Source organism: Paenibacillus tepidiphilus, from assembly GCF_008635795.1.
In the GTDB taxonomy this organism is placed as follows: domain Bacteria; phylum Bacillota; class Bacilli; order Paenibacillales; family Paenibacillaceae; genus Paenibacillus_AQ; species Paenibacillus_AQ tepidiphilus.
In genome coordinates this window covers 106,715-123,573 of the sequence record NZ_VWRQ01000010.1, presented here as the reverse complement: position 1 = coordinate 123,573, position 16,859 = coordinate 106,715, and the positions used below count along the sequence as shown (strand labels likewise).

Annotated in this window: 16 protein-coding genes; 2 read left to right on the top strand and 14 right to left on the bottom strand. The window is 55.3% G+C overall.

Translation table 11 applies throughout. The annotated features are described in order from the left end of the window. Positions 1–100: 100 nt before the first annotated feature. From F1379_RS14625 to F1379_RS14615, 3 genes are all read right to left on the bottom strand, one after another. Complete coding sequence (locus F1379_RS14625; protein ID WP_150270927.1) at positions 101–1,585, bottom strand: carboxylesterase/lipase family protein; 1,485 nt, start codon at positions 1,583–1,585, stop codon at positions 101–103. Beyond that, a complete protein-coding gene (locus F1379_RS14620; RefSeq protein WP_150270925.1) occupies positions 1,578–2,783 on the bottom strand; it encodes an AI-2E family transporter in 1,206 nt (401 codons plus the stop codon). Before F1379_RS14620 ends, F1379_RS14625 begins: the two co-directional genes overlap by 8 nt. Before the next feature lie 200 nt (positions 2,784–2,983). Continuing rightward, on the bottom strand, positions 2,984–3,340 hold the full coding sequence (locus F1379_RS14615) for a (2Fe-2S) ferredoxin domain-containing protein (RefSeq protein WP_150270923.1): 357 nt from the start codon (positions 3,338–3,340) through the stop codon (positions 2,984–2,986). Between the two features lie 203 nt (positions 3,341–3,543). Between F1379_RS14615 and F1379_RS14610 the strand changes: the two genes are divergently transcribed. Continuing rightward, a complete protein-coding gene (locus F1379_RS14610) occupies positions 3,544–3,762 on the top strand; it encodes a YczF family membrane protein (protein ID WP_150270921.1) in 219 nt (72 codons plus the stop codon). Positions 3,763–3,773: 11 nt separating this feature from the next. Here F1379_RS14610 and F1379_RS14605 read toward each other — a convergent pair whose 3' ends face one another. The 9 genes from F1379_RS14605 to F1379_RS14565 form a co-directional block, all read right to left on the bottom strand. Beyond that, positions 3,774–4,871, bottom strand: a complete 1,098-nt coding sequence (locus F1379_RS14605; protein WP_150270919.1) for a GerAB/ArcD/ProY family transporter — start codon at positions 4,869–4,871, stop codon at positions 3,774–3,776. A gap of 31 nt (positions 4,872–4,902) precedes the next feature. Continuing rightward, the gene (locus F1379_RS14600) at positions 4,903–6,108 is read right to left on the bottom strand and encodes a Ger(x)C family spore germination protein (protein ID WP_150270917.1); all 1,206 of its coding nucleotides are present in this window, start codon (positions 6,106–6,108) and stop codon (positions 4,903–4,905) included. Next, positions 6,105–7,652 carry a spore germination protein gene (locus tag F1379_RS14595; RefSeq protein ID WP_150270912.1) on the bottom strand — a complete coding sequence of 516 codons (1,548 nt, stop codon included), beginning with the start codon at positions 7,650–7,652 and terminating at the stop codon, positions 6,105–6,107. Before F1379_RS14595 ends, F1379_RS14600 begins: the two co-directional genes overlap by 4 nt. 162 nt (positions 7,653–7,814) lie before the next feature. Next, positions 7,815–8,852 (bottom strand): NAD(P)/FAD-dependent oxidoreductase, encoded by a 1,038-nt coding sequence (locus tag F1379_RS14590; protein ID WP_150270909.1) that lies wholly within the window; start codon positions 8,850–8,852, stop codon positions 7,815–7,817. A 50-nt stretch (positions 8,853–8,902) separates the two neighbouring features. Next, on the bottom strand, positions 8,903–9,937 hold the full coding sequence (locus tag F1379_RS14585; protein ID WP_150270907.1) for a FecCD family ABC transporter permease: 1,035 nt from the start codon (positions 9,935–9,937) through the stop codon (positions 8,903–8,905). 2 nt (positions 9,938–9,939) lie between these two features. Then, positions 9,940–10,998, bottom strand: a complete 1,059-nt coding sequence (locus F1379_RS14580; RefSeq protein WP_150270905.1) for a FecCD family ABC transporter permease — start codon at positions 10,996–10,998, stop codon at positions 9,940–9,942. A gap of 222 nt (positions 10,999–11,220) precedes the next feature. Then, the gene (locus F1379_RS14575) at positions 11,221–11,451 is read right to left on the bottom strand and encodes a hypothetical protein (RefSeq protein ID WP_150270903.1); all 231 of its coding nucleotides are present in this window, start codon (positions 11,449–11,451) and stop codon (positions 11,221–11,223) included. A gap of 90 nt (positions 11,452–11,541) precedes the next feature. Beyond that, entirely contained in the window at positions 11,542–12,288 is a 747-nt protein-coding gene (locus tag F1379_RS14570; protein WP_239004676.1) for a metallophosphoesterase family protein, read from the bottom strand. A gap of 110 nt (positions 12,289–12,398) precedes the next feature. After that, the gene (locus tag F1379_RS14565) at positions 12,399–14,000 is read right to left on the bottom strand and encodes a sigma-70 family RNA polymerase sigma factor (protein ID WP_338046310.1); all 1,602 of its coding nucleotides are present in this window, start codon (positions 13,998–14,000) and stop codon (positions 12,399–12,401) included. 216 nt (positions 14,001–14,216) lie between these two features. On the opposite strand from F1379_RS14565, the gene F1379_RS14560 reads away from it, so the two are divergent. After that, positions 14,217–14,705 (top strand): cell wall hydrolase, encoded by a 489-nt coding sequence (locus F1379_RS14560; RefSeq protein ID WP_150270899.1) that lies wholly within the window; start codon positions 14,217–14,219, stop codon positions 14,703–14,705. 53 nt (positions 14,706–14,758) lie between these two features. Here F1379_RS14560 and F1379_RS14555 read toward each other — a convergent pair whose 3' ends face one another. After that, positions 14,759–15,808 carry a copper amine oxidase N-terminal domain-containing protein gene (locus F1379_RS14555; RefSeq protein WP_150270897.1) on the bottom strand — a complete coding sequence of 350 codons (1,050 nt, stop codon included), beginning with the start codon at positions 15,806–15,808 and terminating at the stop codon, positions 14,759–14,761. A gap of 289 nt (positions 15,809–16,097) precedes the next feature. Continuing rightward, positions 16,098–16,850 (bottom strand): RNA polymerase sporulation sigma factor SigF, encoded by a 753-nt coding sequence (sigF, locus tag F1379_RS14550; protein WP_150270895.1) that lies wholly within the window; start codon positions 16,848–16,850, stop codon positions 16,098–16,100. Between the last annotated feature and the right edge of the window lie 9 nt (positions 16,851–16,859).

Sequence of the window (16,859 nt, the reverse complement as noted above, 5' to 3'; positions counted from 1 at the left end):
ACGCCTCGAATTCTTCCGAACTCCAAACATAACAAAGCAGCAGCTTTGCGGTCCGGGCCGTTTCTACACCGGTATCGGCAAAGCTGCTGCTGCCTGCATTCTATGCTTCCTGCTTGTTCAGGACATTCAGTATCCGTTCCCGCTTCGCGCGGTCCGGATCGTTCTCTACACGGACATCCACATCGATGATCTGTGTGGCGCGCTCCTTAAGCGAATATGGCGGCCATTCCGCCTCCGGCACAGCCGGATTCCCGCTGTGGGCGAACGCCGTCCAGGTCTTCTGCATCAGTCCGGCGACCCGCTCCATCTCCGGTGTCAAAGCAACGCCGTACTGATGGAGCAGAGCGATCGTATTAAATACATAATAGATTTCCGCACCATGGACAGCCATGCCCAGGAGTGGATGGCCTGGAATCGTCCAGTCGTAGCGGTACATCCATACCGGCGCATGCGCCAGCTGCCGCTCCGCCAGCTGCACGGAGCTGCCCCAGAACATCAGGTCCGTCAGAAGCTCAGCCTGGCCTTCCCAGTTGTGCGGGTAGCCATCCGCAAGTCCGCTTAAATCGCCGGTGCCAAGCATCAGCTCCAGCGACTTGAGTCCCTGGGCGAAATCCCCGGCAGACTGGCCTTCGCGGAAGAAGAGATGGCCCTCATGCCTGTTGGTTCCGATCAGCAGCGGAATTCCCGCAGCCGCGCCGGCGGCAATGGCCGCCGCAGGATGCTCGGGTAGTGTAGCCGGCTCCAGCACCGGCTGGAACAGCATCGTCAGCGCATTCCCGGACAGCTTGTACGCCATCCGCGCCGCCGCTTGCAGAATCTCCTCCACCGGCAGCCGGCGCAGCGGCGACAAGTCACCGCCGGCGGCAAGGCCCAGCTCTGCGAGGAAGGCCTCTGCGATGGCCGCCGCCGGCTCCGGCGGCAGGCACTGGGCGGCGCCGCTCTGCAGGATCGCCCGCGCGAACAGGCCCTTCGCGGCCGGCATCGCCAGCAGGGCGGCAATGCTCATGCTGCCCGCCGACTCGCCGAAGAGCGTCACCTGCGCCGGATCGCCGCCGAAGGCGGCAATGTTGTCCTGCACCCACCGGAGTGCGGCAATCTGATCCAGCAGGCCCAGGTTAGAGGCGAGCCCCTCCCCGAATGGCGCCAAATGCATAAAGCCGAGCGGACCCAGCCGGTAGTTGATTGTAACCACAACCACTCTGCCGTTCCGAGCCAGCTCGGAGCCTTCAAACATCGGCTGGCTGCCGGCCCCAGTCAGGAAGGTTCCTCCGTGAATCCAGACCATCACCGGCAGCTTCTCGCCCTCTTCGGCGGGCGACCAGACGTTGAGATACAGGCAGTCTTCCGAATACACCGGTGTAGTCCCCGCAAACCGGATTCCGTTCGAGCTGACGGGCTGATGGCTTACCGGCCCGAACGCATCTGCGGGACGCACTCCGTCCCAGGCTTCCGGCGCGGCCGGGGGCGCGAACCGCCGCTCGAAGGCAGGCGGTGCGGCAAAGGGAATTCCGCGCCAGACGCAGACTCCTTCACCCGGAACTCCCTGCAGCTGTCCGTATATCGTACGGGCAATGGAATCAATCATTTCGTTTCTCCCTTTCTGTAACCGGAACGGCCGGGGCCTCCGGAAGAGTCGCGGTAACCGGAGGATTCTCGTATAGCCCCGAACGGAACCGGAACCACTGATAGGCATGGGTAACGACCACTTTCAGCACCGCATAGCCCGGAACCGCCAGAATGATGCCGAGCACGCCGAACATTTTACCGGCAAAAATAATGACAAAAATAATCGTAATCGGATGTACTCTGAGCGACTTGCCCATAATCTGCGGGGAGATGAATTTGCCTTCGATCAGCTGGACGGCAGTCCATACGAACACCATCTTCAGCAGCATGAACGGCGAGGTTACCATCGCCACGATCAAGGCAGGCGTGATAGCAATGGCCGGGCCCAGATAGGGCACGACGGCTGTACAGGCGGCGACAATTGCCAGCACCAGCGCATAATCCAGCCCGATGATCAGGTACCCGATGTATAGCAGTGCCCCGATGCAGCAGCTGACAATAATCTGTCCGCGTATGTAGGAAGCAATCTTGTGGTTCATTTCCTTCATCACACCGCGAGTCTGCGGCTGCAGGTTGTTCGGAATAAAGTGCAGCAGGTAATCCGGCAGCTTCTTGCCGTCGCGGAGCAGGTAGAACAGAATAAACGGAGTGGTGACGAGCGCCAGTACCGCTTCAGTGACCGCACCTACGAAGCTGCCTACACCGGTCACGGCATCGTTAAGGAAAGAGGTCCCCCAATCCGTCACTTTGCTCGTAAGATCACTGAAATCAGTACCGACATTCTCCTGAATCCGGTCATACAAATCACTGCCGGTCCAATGGAAGAATTCCTGCTGAATTTGTTCGCTGTATTTCGGAAAATTATCAATCAGGCCAAGCACCTGGGTGCGGATAATCGGAATGACCGTCAGCAGTATCAGCGTGATAATCCCGGCAATGAGCAAGAAGAGGATAACAATGCCATAGGTACGCCCAATCTTGCTGCGTTTCTCCATCCGGTCCACCAGCGGGTTCAGCAGATAATAAGCGATGCCCGACAGCAGCAGCGGCGCAGCCACCGTGTGCAGCAGCACCGAAATCGGCTTGAAAATAAACGGCACCTTGGAGAATACCAGAATATTCACGCCAACCAGCAGCACAATCAGCAGTGAAACGACAAACTTGTTATTCAGAAAAAATCTCTTGAATTTATCCGGCCAGACTTGCAGCCTCTCCATCAGTAATGGTTCCCCCTTCATTCCTCTGCGGCTCTTGTATTGCAAACACATCTGTTAATAGCATAGTGAAGCGGGAGTTTCAAGTCAAATGTCCGCTCATGCTAACGCAAATACACACCGCCGTTAATATTGCGGGTAATGAACAGACACACCGGCACAGCAAAACCGCCGATGCATCGGCGGTAGGCGCAGCCACTACTTTACTTCTTCTTCCCCTTGGTTCCCCGCTCATCCACAGCGGAAAGCCCTCCTTCATAGGTATAGAGCACCTGCTCGTCCAGACGTTCACCCTTCAGCAGCTTCCGGACAAGCGCTTTGCCGCTCTTCGGGGTCATCTCCTTGTACCAGACGCCTTCCGGATAAGAGATAACCACACAGGCATCCGAACACCGGCCGTTGCAGCGGGTCACCGTTGTATGGATCAGACCTTCGGCGCCCTGTTTTTCAATCTCATGCTCGATCGCCTCCGCAACCTCTTCTCCCTTGCGCTTCCGGCAGCTGCTTCCGCCGCAGATCAGCAAATGGTTAAGCGTGCCCTGTAAATTCCAGGTCGTCATGGCCTCTCCCCCTTCATCCTCTGCTCCCATAATACCCGGTTAGACAGGCTGGGTAAACGCTCTTTTGCTGCAAAGGCGGGCAGCGGCCGGCACAGCCGATTGGAGCGGCGTGTAGCAGACCATGCGTCCGGGAATACTAGGGTAACCGCCGGCGGATGGCAGACGGCATATAACCATCTATTTTGCCCAAAGGAGCATGCACTGTGAAAATCCTTCTGATCTACGTGTTGTTAGCCGCTTTAACCCTATCAATGATTGTTACCGTGGATATTCTTGGAGGAGAGAGCCTGGTTGGCTCGCTGCGCTCTTTGGATCATGTATTCGCCACGACGACCTTGCAGGAAGGGATTTGTATCGCTATTTTTGTATCGTTGCCCCTGATTAACGTACTGACCGGAGCATACAAGCGCAGCAGACGCTAGCAGCCTGTAAGCTACCGGTACAGCTTGAACCTCAGACGCAGCCGGTGCACCACATACAGAAGTATGGGAATGACCGCGCACGGAATCGGCAGGATCTTCTCCAGGAACACGATACCGTCGGCCATATGGGCCGGATAATCCTCAGCGCTGACAAAAGAACTGAGCAGCACCACCACGCCTACGGGAAGCACCAGCCGGTGCGTATCCTTAATCCGGAACAGATCCGCCGTTATCGAGACAGCGGCATAGCAGTAAATCGACATTTTGAAGAAGACACCGAAGATCAGCGTCAGAATGACAAAGGCGTCGAGGCGCTGGATAAAATTCGCCACATTCACCAGCGTAATTGTCGTAAACATGGGAAAGGTCGTCCGGCTGTAAATATCCGGTCCCAGCACTGACATCTCCAGTGCATGTGTGAAGCCGAGCATGAGCGAGCTTAGCACCAGCGCAGCAACCGCCACCCCGTTCACCTTCCGTTTGGCCGTGAAATGGGGCAGAATCGTGGTGAAGCATACCAGCTCTCCGTATGGAAAAATCAAGATGTTCGGATAGGCCGACTGCAGCGCCTCCAGCCATTGTCCCGGAAGAACCGGGAACAGGTTATCCAGCTTTACCAAACCGGCGGCAATCACCACGAAAGCGCAAATCAGCCCCATAATAACCACAACGATAAAATAAATCTCCGCCGTGCGTGCAAACACCTCAATTCCCATATAGAGGATGTACATGACCGCAATCACCATGATGGAGTTGATGATGATGACGGGTGTCTTGTCATAGGAGGCGGAGATCAGCAGATCGCCCGCTTCGCGCAGGTTGCGCGAGCCGTTGTACAGAAAGACCGGTACGATCAGCAGTGCAAGCGGCCATCCGGCTGCCCTGCCGAGAATACGCCGCATATAGCCGCTGATCGTCAGATCCGGGAATTGCTTGTACAGATACCCGTAAATCAGCACAAGTATAATTCCGCCGGGAAGGGCAAGCAGAATGGCCAGCCAGACGGCATGCCCGCTTTCCAGACCGATGGGCACCACCAGTGCCGTTCCCAGCTCGAACAGAACAATCATGGCGAATAGTTGAAATGGTCCTATGGCTTCCTTTCTCATATCACGGTTCTCCCTGCTGCCCTTAAGACATCTACTGCTCCGGATTGGTATACGTTTTGGTTCGCATGCCCGTACTCCGGATGTAAGACTCCACATGGAGGTCAAGCTTGCCCTTTGCAAAAACGCTGTCCCAGCGGTCCTTTACTTTCTCCCAATCCTGCGGGTGTGTGCGCTTCAGCTCATTGCCGAAATTGAAAATGTCGCTCTTCATCCCCTGGGCGCGCTCCACGGCCTGCCGCACTTCTTCGATCGTCCTCGCCTTCAATTCTTCTTCCAGCTGGTCCCTTGTTTCTTTAATGCTGAAATCAATAAATCCGCCCGCCTCATTGACAATTCCCTCCTCATGGATGCTGACATGAAAGACAGGCACCTCTTCAATCAGCTTCACCTTGACATTAGTTCTGGAATGAAAAATATTGACGGCCGCCTTCGCGGAGGAGCCGGGTACATCTACGTTGACGCTAGTTTCGTTGATGCGATTCAGCACCCACTGCGTCCCTCTTGCCTCCGAACCGTCCATCCAGCCAATCAGCTTGCCGTCCTTCAGTACAGCCAGTCCGCTCATGATGTTGCCCCCTTTAAATCCGGACTGTTCCAGACTGGACTTCTTGCTGCCTTCCTCGGGATCTCCGGGTATCCGCAAGCCGTTGACCGTAATTTCGCCCACTCCGGCAATTTCGCTGATAATCTCGAACACATCGATTGTCCGGTTCTCCCCCCATACATTTGAAGTATTCCGCACTTTGTTCACGATGCCGAGCGTAGAGATGCTTTCAATGGGCGACAACAATTTCAGCAGCGCTTCGGCGCTGGTGTCTCTGGCCACCAGCACGGCGGAATTGAGACGCAGCTCATGCGAGCGTTCAAAGATATCAAAGACATGGTTGATGCCCTGCCGGGCCAGCGGCTCACCGATGGCCACCATCTGGGCATGGGCAAAGAAGAGCTGTCTGGTGGCACGCTTGGACGCTTTGCGCAGCGCACCGAATACCGTATCGTCCGTCGCCGAGATGACGATAATGGCAGGCAGCCCGCTTCCGGGACTGACCGTTGTCGGTGTAGAGTTGGGATTTACGATCTGAAAGGAAACTTTGTATTCCTGCTTGCCGGGAACCAGATCAATTCCGATCCCGCTGACAATCGCCAGCTCATTGAGCTCACGGCTGTTGTAACAACCTGTCAGTGCGGTAGACATTGCAAGTAGTGCTGCAAGCAAGCGAATCCATCTACTGCTCATGACGCATCCGGTCCCGGCTGCCGTTTGCCCTGCTTGTTGCGGGTCAGGCGCGGCCGCGTCTTCATGAAATGCAGCGGGATCCGCACCAGCACATCCTTCTGGTCTCCGGGCGCAAACGGCGCAATCGGTGACATATAAGGCACACCAAGCGAGCGCAGGCTGCACATATGGGCTACCAGCATCAAACCGACGATGGCAATGCCGTAGAGTCCCATAAACGCCCCGGCGAACATAATGCCAAATCGCAGGACCCGGATGGAAAGCGCCATATTAAAAGCGGGGGTGGTAAAGCTGCAAATCCCCGTCAGCGAGACTACGATAACCATTGCCGGCGAGACAATACCCGCCTGCACCGCAGCCTGCCCGAGCACGAGGCCGCCGATGATCGACACCGTCTGGCCGATTGGCGAGGGCATGCGGATTCCGGCCTCACGGATAATTTCAAAGGTGAATTCCATCATCAGCGCCTCGATGAACGTCGGAAACGGGACCCCTTCCCGCTGCGAGGCCAGATTGATGAGCAGCGGCGTCGGAATCATCTCCTGATGGAAATTAAGCGCCGCGACGAAGATGGCCGGACCAAACAGGGAGATCACCAGACAGATCAGCCGCAGCACCCGGATCATGGTGGAAATATCATAGCGCTGATAGTAATCTTCAACGGTGTGCATAAATACAAAGAAGGTTGCAGGCAAAATCAACGCAAACGGTGTCCCGTCAATCAGCAGGGCGATCCGTCCCTCCAGCAGGTTGCCTGCCACACTGTCGGGCCGCTCGGTATTGTACAGCGTCGGAAAAGGCGAGAAGCGGTTCTCTTCCAGCAGCTGCTCAATATAGCCCGATTCCAGAATCGAATCAGCGTCGATCGCCTTCAGCTTATCCCGCAGGTTCTGCACGGCCCCTTCGTCCGCCAAGCCGTGCATATACATCATCGTCATGTCCGTACGGGTAACACGGCCGACTGTCATCGTCTCCAGCCACAAATCGGGGCTCTTGATTCTGCGGCGCACCAGCGCTATATTGGTGCCCAGCCCCTCTGTAAATGCTTCCTTGGAGCCCCGGATCGACACCTGCGTAGCCGCCTCGGAGATGGCCCGGGATTCCCCGCCGCTGGTCATGCCGCTGAGCGCTTCGGCAATGCCGTCGACGAGCAGCACCGTATCTCCGGAAAGCAGCGCCTCCAGGAGGCTATTCAGATCCTCGATCACCTTTTCCTTGCCGGTGCTGACTGCTTTATCTTTCATATAGCTGTATATGTCCTCCGGAGCTGACGGAATAGCTACGCCTTCTCCCGGGAACTCGAACGCCATCGCTTGCTCGACAAAAGCATCGACCAGATTCTTATCGGTTATGGCATTGATGTACAGAGCCGCAATCGGCACTTCATTTATGATAGATTTGTAATTGCGGATAACCAGATCGGGGCTGTTGCCGAGTCTCGAACGGACCTGCTCCACCGTGTCTTCCAGAGCTGCGGAAAGCGGGGACTGCTTGCCGCGGTCACCGTTTCCTTCCGGCTTGTTAGCTGCTTTGCGAATAGGCATTTCCGGCACCTCCTGCCATTACTATTCGCCTCTAAGCCCCGTTTTATGCAATTCATGGAATCGGCGCGGATACCGTGAGGCTTCCCATTCCATGGCAAAAAGACCGCACCGCCGCTGTTTATATGCGGCAGTGCGGTCTTAAGTTCATGGTGATGTAATACGTTATTCTGCGGTAAGTCCAAGCGCTTTGTTCTTCTCCTTGAAACGGTCGTTATGCGAAGAGACATAAGCCGCATGGGGGGCGTCCGGGTCCATGTAGAGCTTGGCGCTGTTCAGCGCCAGCACAGCGTCGGTGAAGGTACCGGCGATGAGACGGACCTTGCTGCTGTAATCGACGAAATCTCCCGCCGCAAAGATGCCCGGCAGATTCGTCTCCAGACGGCCGCTGACGCTTACGCACCAGTCGCCCATGTCGAGACCCCATTCCCGCAGCGGCCCGAAGTCGCTCTTCAGACCGTGATTGACAACCACGGCGTCTACCTGCAGAAGCTCAGTTTCCCCTGTCTCCGTGTGCTTGATTGTGACGGTGTCAATGGTCTCACCGCTCGTGCTGTGCAGCTGGCTCACTGCGTACGGCACCTTGATCTGCACGGAGGAGGCTTTCATCTTCGCGACATTCTTCTCATGGCCGCCGAACTTCTCCCGCCGGTGCACGACGGTTACGCTGGAAGCGATGCCTTCCAGGGCATTGGCCCAATCGACCGCAGAATCCCCGCCTCCGGAGATCAGTACGGCTTTGCCGCGGAACGGCTCAAGCTCCTGTACGGTATAGTGCAGGTTCGTGACCTCATAACGCTCTGCCCCTTCAATCTCCAGCTTGGCCATCTGCAGAATGCCATAGCCGATGGCCAGAATCACTGTCCGCGTCCAGTGCCGCTCTCCCGTAGCCGAAGTTAGAATGTAGGTTCCGTCCTCCTGCCGTTCCTGCTCTACGATTTGCTGCCCGAGAACGATGGTCGGATCAAAGGTGCGGGCCTGCTGCTCCAGCTGCTGGATCAGCTGTCCGCAGAGAATCGGGGTGACGCCGCCGACATCCCAGATGACCTTCTCCGGGTAAATCAGCATACGCCCGCCCAGCTCCTCCTTCGCTTCGATCAGCTTGGTCTTCAAATCCCGCATTCCGCTGTAAAAGGCAGTATACATCCCGGCGGGTCCGCCGCCGATAATGGTCACATCAAATAATTCCAGTTGCTCGCTCATGTCTATCCCTCCATAAGATGAAATCTTGCACTTTCAGTTCTGGTTCAGGCTCAGGCTTTGGTACGGGCCAGCAAATATAGAAAATAAGGTGCGCCGATCACAGCGACAACAATGCCTGTAGGAATCTCCGACGGCTGCATAATCCGGCGGCCGACCGTGTCGGCGGTAATCACCAGCAGCGCGCCGAGCAGTGCCGAAACCGGCAGCATCAGCTGCGCTTTCGGCCCGACCAGCCTCCGGGCGAGATGCGGCCCGACCAGGCCGACAAAGCCGATTCCGCCGCTGACGGCGACACTGGCCGCTGCCAGCCCCACCGCCGCAGCCAGCAGGCGGAACTGCTCTCCCGGTACATGGGCGCCAAGCCCGGTCGCCGTCTGTTCCCCCAGATTCAGCACATTCATAACACGCGCCTTGTAAATGACATAAGGCAGCAGGATAACCACCCAGGGCAGCAGCGACAATACATATTTCCAGCTGGTGCCCCAAATGCTGCCGGCCAGCCAGGTGGCGACAAACTGGTATTTGTCGGGATCCAGTCGCAGCGTTAGCACGATCATCGCCGCGCTGATGCCGGAGGCCACTGCCACCCCGGTCAGCAGGAGGCGGATCGGCTTTATGCCTTCATGCCGCTTATAGGAAAGCGCATAGATCAGTATTGCAGTAGCTCCCGCCCCGACAAAAGCCATCAGCGGCAGCACGTAGGCCGGCGCCGCAGATGCTGTAGGATAAAAGGAAATCAGCAGCATGACCATCAGCCCCGCCCCGGCATTGATGCCAAGGATACCGGGATCGGCCAGGTCGTTGCGGAAGACCCCCTGCATTACTGCGCCGGATACGGCCAGGGCCGCACCGATCAGCACAGAAATAACAATCCGGGGCAGCCGGAACTGCAGCAGGATCAGCTCCTGCTTGTCCGTGCCCCTGCCAAGCAATGTATTCAGCAGCTCCATAGGAGTCAGCCGTATGTATCCGGTATTCATACTTACGATAAACATCAGCACAACCAGGATGGACAGTATGGACATCACCGCCAGCCCGCGCTTGCGTCTTTGGGAATGATAGTCCAAGGCGGCAATTCTCGGCATGCTCACAGCTCCCTTCTTTCTTTGCGGGCCAGATACAGAAAGAACGGTACTCCGACCAAGGAGATGATGGCGCCGACCGGCGTTTCCGACGGCGGATTGACCATCCGTGCCGCCAGATCGGCGAATACAACCAGCAAGCTGCCGAGGACTGCGGAGCAGGGAATAATCCAGCGGTAGTCCACGCCGACCAGATAGCGGGTCAGATGGGGAACCATCAGCCCGATGAAGCCCACCGCTCCCACTACCGACACCGAGGAACCGGCCAGCACCAGGACAATCACCGTTCCGGCTATCTTCACCAGTGTCGTGCGTTGTCCGAGTCCCTTGGCCACCTCCTCACCGAGACTGAGCATGGTAACGGAACGCGACAAAGCAACGGCCGCGAGGATTGCAGCCACAATCCAGGGAGACATCACTTGCAGCTGCAGCCAGGATGTGCCGGCAAGCCCGCCCGCATACCAGAAGGCCAGGTCTTGGCCAATCCGGAAATAGAGGGCGATACCCTCGCTGAGCGCCGTGAGCAGCGCACTGAACGCCGCACCCGCCAGCACCAGCCGGGCCGGCGTAAGTCCGCCCCTGGCCATGGAGCCGATCCCGTAGACAATGCCCGCCCCGGCTCCAGCCCCGATAAAGGAATACAGAACAAGGTACATGAACGGCAAATTCGGCAGGAATGCAAAGCACAGCGCAAGGGCGAAGCCTGCACCGGAATTGATCCCCATAAGTCCCGAATCCGCCAGCGGATTGCGGGTCATGCCCTGCATAATCGCGCCGGCCACGGCGAATGCGGCGCCGATCATTACCCCGCCCAGCACCCGCGGCAAGCGGACCTCGCGGATCACCTGATGATCCGTAAGATCCGGATTAAAGTGGAAGATTGATGTCCATACCACGGACAGCTTGATATCGGCTGCTCCGAACGAAACCGAGACAGCCACACCCAATGCGAGCGCAAGCAGACCGCCTATCAGGATCAGCGTTGCCGCCCAAGGGCGGGAACGTAGCTTAGGCGCTTCCATACCGCGGGTGAGCCCGGCTTCGGCAGATGCCTGTGGATTCATAGAGGTCACCCTTTTTCATGAAATTGATTCTCATTATCATTATAATAGGGGCCGAATCCGCTTTTGACAATGGACAAATTCAAAGAACTCTTCCGAAAAAACACCGATTATGTATAAAGTGCACGGTTTAATAACGCACAAACCCCGGGTACTCTCCTTATCGGAGGTCACCGGGGTCTTAAAATGCTGCCGTAACGGGTCTATAGTCAAGCAAACTGCGGATCAACGTGTATACTCTTCATATTCGTCCCGCTGACTGCGCCCGTTCAGCTTATTGTACATGTACTCATCGTTCTTCAGCTTGTAGAGCTGACCCATGCCGCCAAAGATAAACAGCAGCAGCACAATCAAGGCGTACGCATATGTAAATTGATTAATATAGAAGCACAGCACAATCCCCGCCAGACATAAGACGATGAATCCAAGACCGACTCTGGACAATATTTTTCGCACAGCTAAACTCCCCCTCTAAATGATTGAAGGAAGTATACCATATCATCCTTGGCAATCTTGTCGAATCTTGTTGGATGCCGCGGGCCCATTCTAACTGTCCTCCCGCCCGGCTCCGGATAATACAAAGTATTCTTCGTACCCGTTACCCGCAGGCTCTTCATGGATTCCCAGGCCGTTCAGCCGGTGGCCGTAGGCGCAAGCCCCATCAATGCCGATCTTGTCTCCAAGCGGGCTGTACCAGATTTCTTCCCGCTGGTGCAGTCCCAGTGTCGGCGTATGTCCGAACACCACTGTCTTGTCCGTCGTGACGACCGGATGCTTGTGGAAGGCTTCCCGGATCCAGATGAAATCGTAAGGCCTCTGGGTTCTCCAGTCCGTGACGGCAGGATCAATACCGGCATGGACGAACAGATGCTGTTCACTCTCATAGTACACCGGCAGCCGGTTCAAAAAGTCGAAATGGTCGCCGAACTCTTCTTTCAGGTAAGCTTTTGCCCGTTTATATTCAGTCCAGCCCGCTTCCTGTACAAAAAACTGCTGGCCGCAGTAGCTCATCAGCGTTTGATACCCGCCATTCGTCAGCCAATGCGTGTCCAGCTTGTCGTCGTCCTCACTGTTCAGTGCATCACAGGCCATCTGGTCATGATTGCCCTTCAGCACCACCGCCCCATGCTGCTCATGAAGCGCCATAACCTGCTCCACTACCGCCCTGCTGTCCGGACCGCGGTCCACATAATCACCCATCAGAACCAGCCGGTCTCTGGAGGGCGAATAATCCGCTTTGGCGAGCAGGGCATTTAGTTCCCGGTGGCAGCCATGGATATCGCTGATAGCCAAGATTCTGATTGCAGTTCCCTCCCCGCTCCAGTATGCCGGAATGCCCGGAGTCTCTATTATATCTCATGACAGAGCAGAAGCATACGCAAGCGGAGAGGCTTAAGCCCGGTTCAGATGCGGAGCGGCCTTCCCGCCCCGCTGTCCCAGCGCCAGGGTACCGAGTGCCCCCCCAGCCGCAGGCTGCCAAGCCAGGCGTCCACTCCCTGCAGTTCTACCCGGTCCGCCTGTCCGTTTAATACCCTTTGGCCGGCATCGGTCAAGGTGACCTTGCGCTTCAGGAACTCCGGTACCCTGCGGAACATAGCCGCTCCCTCCGCACTCTCTGCTTCCTTCATTTCTTCCACTCCGTCAACGCGGATTAACGCCTGCGGCTCCTGTGCCAGCAATTCGAAATAGCGGAAGTATTCCAGATCGCCCATCCCCAGCATGTGCAGCTGGTCGGTCACCTGGCGGAACAGTTCAAGCGGCGTATCCGCCCCGCCTTGAACCCTTTCCAGCGTGGTCTGCTCCACAATTCCAAGGCCGTTCGACAGGGAAGGCAGCCGCGACAAGTGCGCGGTGAACGCTTCACGGGCAAAGGGCAGCGCCTTATCCAGGCGCTGGCGCTCCTGCTCCAGCAGGTCCGCCAGCCGCAGCGGATCGGCGGACGCATAGGCCTCCCACAGCTCCCTTCCCAGCTCCAGCTCCTCCCGTCCAATACTCCGCCATGTACCGGATAAGGTCTGCAGCTGCGACGGCGTCAGCTGTCCCAATCCATGGAACACTTCGATACCCGGAAACTCGCCGATGCACAGCAGGCTCAGCTTGGTGCGGCCCAGCTTCCGTCCGCTGAACCAGTGCAGCAGAAAGGCCAGCATGCTCTGGTCAAAGAGATCATGCTCGAACCACAGCACGATTTCATCATAACGCTTGAATTCGCCGAGCCTGCGTTCCTGCTCCGCATAAGCTGCAAGATATTCTTCACGGGGAATACCCAGTCCTTCCTCCAGCGCCCGGGCCCGGATCAGCCGTTCCTGTTCGCCTGCGCTTGCGCCGTATACCGGTCCGTAGGAGTAGATTTCACGCCAGACCAGCACCTCGCCCTGGACGATGCCCTGTCTCAGCATGTCTCCAACCACATCACCGTTGACAATATGCAGCATATTAGCTCCTCCTTCATAAAGCTCGCTGAACATGGACGCGAGATTGCTGACAGGCAGCGCCGACTTCAGCTTCCGGCGGCCGTCGTACAGCCGCTTCTTCAAGACTGGCGCCGGTGTACCCAGATACGCGGAGATTTCCTGCAGCGAGTAGCCGTAGAAATAGAACAGCTGCACAGGCACCCGCAGTGTGGCAGGAAGGTCCTGCACCAGACTCCGCAGCGCCTCTGCCGTCTCCCGGCGTTCGGCGAGCTCCGCCACACTCTCGGCGGGCTGCGGCAGGCTGCCGGCCTTCTCCAGCGGCACAGCAGTTGGGCACTTCCGCCGCAGTATCCGCTGGCACTGCCGTACAACAATGGTCTTGTACCAGCCCGGAAACGCCGCCGGCTCCCGCAGCTTGCCCAAGTTCAAGTAGGCCTCAAGATTAGCCTCCTGTATGGCATCCTCCGCCAGATGTGCATCCTGCAGCTTGTCGTAACTGACCGCATAAGCCATCCCCCGGAAATGGGCCATCAGCTTCCCGAACGCCTCCTGATCTCCCGCGTTTACATCTCTGATCCACTGCTCCATCATATTTCGCGCTCCTCTGGTCACATGTTCTAACTATAAGTGCCGGATTGGGGGGAGAAGGTTACAAAAGTACAAAGTGAAGTGAGACTATTATATAGTTTCACTATTTTGCTGTGTATTTTTCAAGTTTTGATTGTAATTCCTACCTAGAATTCTCTTTATATATGAGAAGCAAATAGCGCGCTGCTTCATCATCACGATTTTAGGGAGGAAATTGATATGGCGTATGGTGATCCACTTACAAGTTTTAATCAATTATACGGACGGGACAGTGCCGATTTGCTTGCCCGAACCATTTATGGTGAAGCACGGGGCGAAATAAGTGTAAACAGCCGGTCTGCTATCGCCTATGTAGTTATTAATCGAAAAAACTCGCCTTACTTCCCGAACACAGTTCAGGATGTTGTCTTACAACAAAATGCCTTTAGCTGCTGGCGAACATCGGACCCTAACTATGATGATTGTATGGCGCCAAATGTCAGTAGTGCAGTATGGCAAGAATGCTTGAATATTGCCTTGAATACAGCCAACTACTACAATCCTATCGGCTCAAATCGGTATTACGCAGTAACATCGTTATTTAATAACAATTCAGAGACACGGTCAGATGGTAAATTGTACTACTATATGTCCGGATCAGGATGGCTTGTAGTCACGGGCAAACTTGCTCTCGGGAACCACACTTTTTTTAATCTTCAAGGAAGTTAATCAACGAGCGGCTCCTACTTTATTGGTAGGGGCCGCTCGTATTGGGATTTTACTTAATATGCTTTAAACTCGACCATCTTGGACTGCAGCTGATTTTTTTCAAATTCATAAACGATAGTGAAGTCTCCGATGTATTCGGTTATTGATATATTTGCAGCTATTTTAGCTACTAACTTGCCATCCTCAACCAAATAATTAACAATACTGCCAAATCCCACTTTACCATTCTTATTCATATTATATATCGGTCCGGGTTCATGAATACTCACCTTTTGACCTTGTACAGTCATTGTTATATCCAGCCCGTCTCCCTTCTTTGTCATTTGGGAGCTTACTTCCTTCTCCAGCGTTTCAAGTGGATTTATCACTTGTATTTCTTTCAGGTTTGCTCCATCTACGACATGAACTTCCTGAAGAGAAAGGCCCGTTCCCCATCCCACGGTTAAAATAGCAACAGCATCCTTTACCCCATCACCCGTAAGATCGGTAGAGCTCAACTGCGGTTCACGTGTTGGATCTGTAACAACTTTCCAGTCAAAATACTGCTGTTTCCCATCGATTTCTAAATAAACGCCCTCGTATTCTCCAGCAGTCTTTAACGTTTCATTTGCGTTAAAAAGCTTTACATGCTTCTCAGTATCAGTAACAACGAGCTGTGCCTTCTCAGTCTTTCCCGCTGCCTGAATAATTACAACGGTCCGCTGAGCTGCATCCCATGAGACTGCTGCGCCCGATACTTCCGCTACAAAGCGGATAGGCACCATGAGCCGATTATGCTTTATTTCTGCAGCTGCCGGTAGAGTATAGGTTTTACTTCCGCTTCTGGCAAAAGCTTCTCCGGTCTTTAGTTGGTATTCCTTCTGATTTGCGTCCAACGTTACTGTCTTGGTGCTATTGTTCCAGACCAGTTGAATCCCTTTTAAATTCTTCACCATTTCCAGCGGGACAAATGTAGTTCCGTCCACAATATAAGGCGCTACGTCGGTTGTAATCAATTTACCATCTACACTGATCTTTGGCTCTGCTGCTGCATGTACAGGCGTTAATACCGCCAAATTAAATAACGCGAGAGATAATACGGCTAACTTAAGGTTTTTTTTCACTGCTTTATGCTCCTTTTCTCTTTTGTCAAAATTGAATAACCTTTACTAAAAATAAGACGCAATAAAATTAAAATTGTTTCCATATATTCAACATATAACTAATATAAAAATAATTTTAAACCTTCTGATATTTCATAGATCAAGTGTAGGATATCTGCAATCAAAAAAACCGCCCCTCCCGAGGCGGTTCACCGTTCTTGCACCCGTCACATACACTCCTTACACTCACTGCTCAGCCTTGCTGTATCCCTCGAAACCCTGCGGGCAGGCCGCTTAGCGGCCTGCTGCGCTACTGCGCAATCTGCTCGCGGATATTGGCCAGGATCTTCTTCTCCAGTCTCGACACCTGCACCTGCGAGATGCCAAGGCGGCTGGCGACTTCGGATTGCGTCTGGTCCCTGTAATAGCGCAGGTAGACGATCAGGCGCTCGCGTTCGCTCAAGGCTCCGATCGCCTCGCTCAGGGCAAGCTTGTCGAACCAGCGCTCCTGCGAGTCGTCGGCGATTTGGTCGATCAGGGTGATCGGGTCGCCGTCGTTCTCGAAGACCGTCTCGTGGATCGAGGTCGGCGGCTTGTTGGCCTCCTGGGCGAAGACGATCTCTTCGGGCGTCACCCCAAGCGCCTCCGCGACCTCGCCGATGGTCGGCAGGCGGTCCAGTGTCTTGGACATTTCATCCTTCATCTTGCGCACCTTATTGGCCATTTCCTTCAGCGAACGGCTGACCTTTAAGGTGCCGTCGTCGCGCAGGAAGCGCTGAATCTCGCCGATAATCATAGGCACCGCATAGGTGGAGAACTTGACCTCATAGCTGAGGTCGAATTTGTCGACGGACTTCAGCAGCCCGATGCAGCCGATCTGGAACAGATCGTCGGGCTCATATCCGCGGTTCATAAACCGCTGCACCACCGACCAGACCAGCCGGATATTGCAGCTGACCAGCGTATCGCGGGCCAGATTGTCCCCCGCTTGGCTAAGCGCGATCAGACGTTTGACCTCCGCATCGTCCAGATAGGTCGGCGGAGCTTTTTTCTCGGCATCCATGGCTCCAAC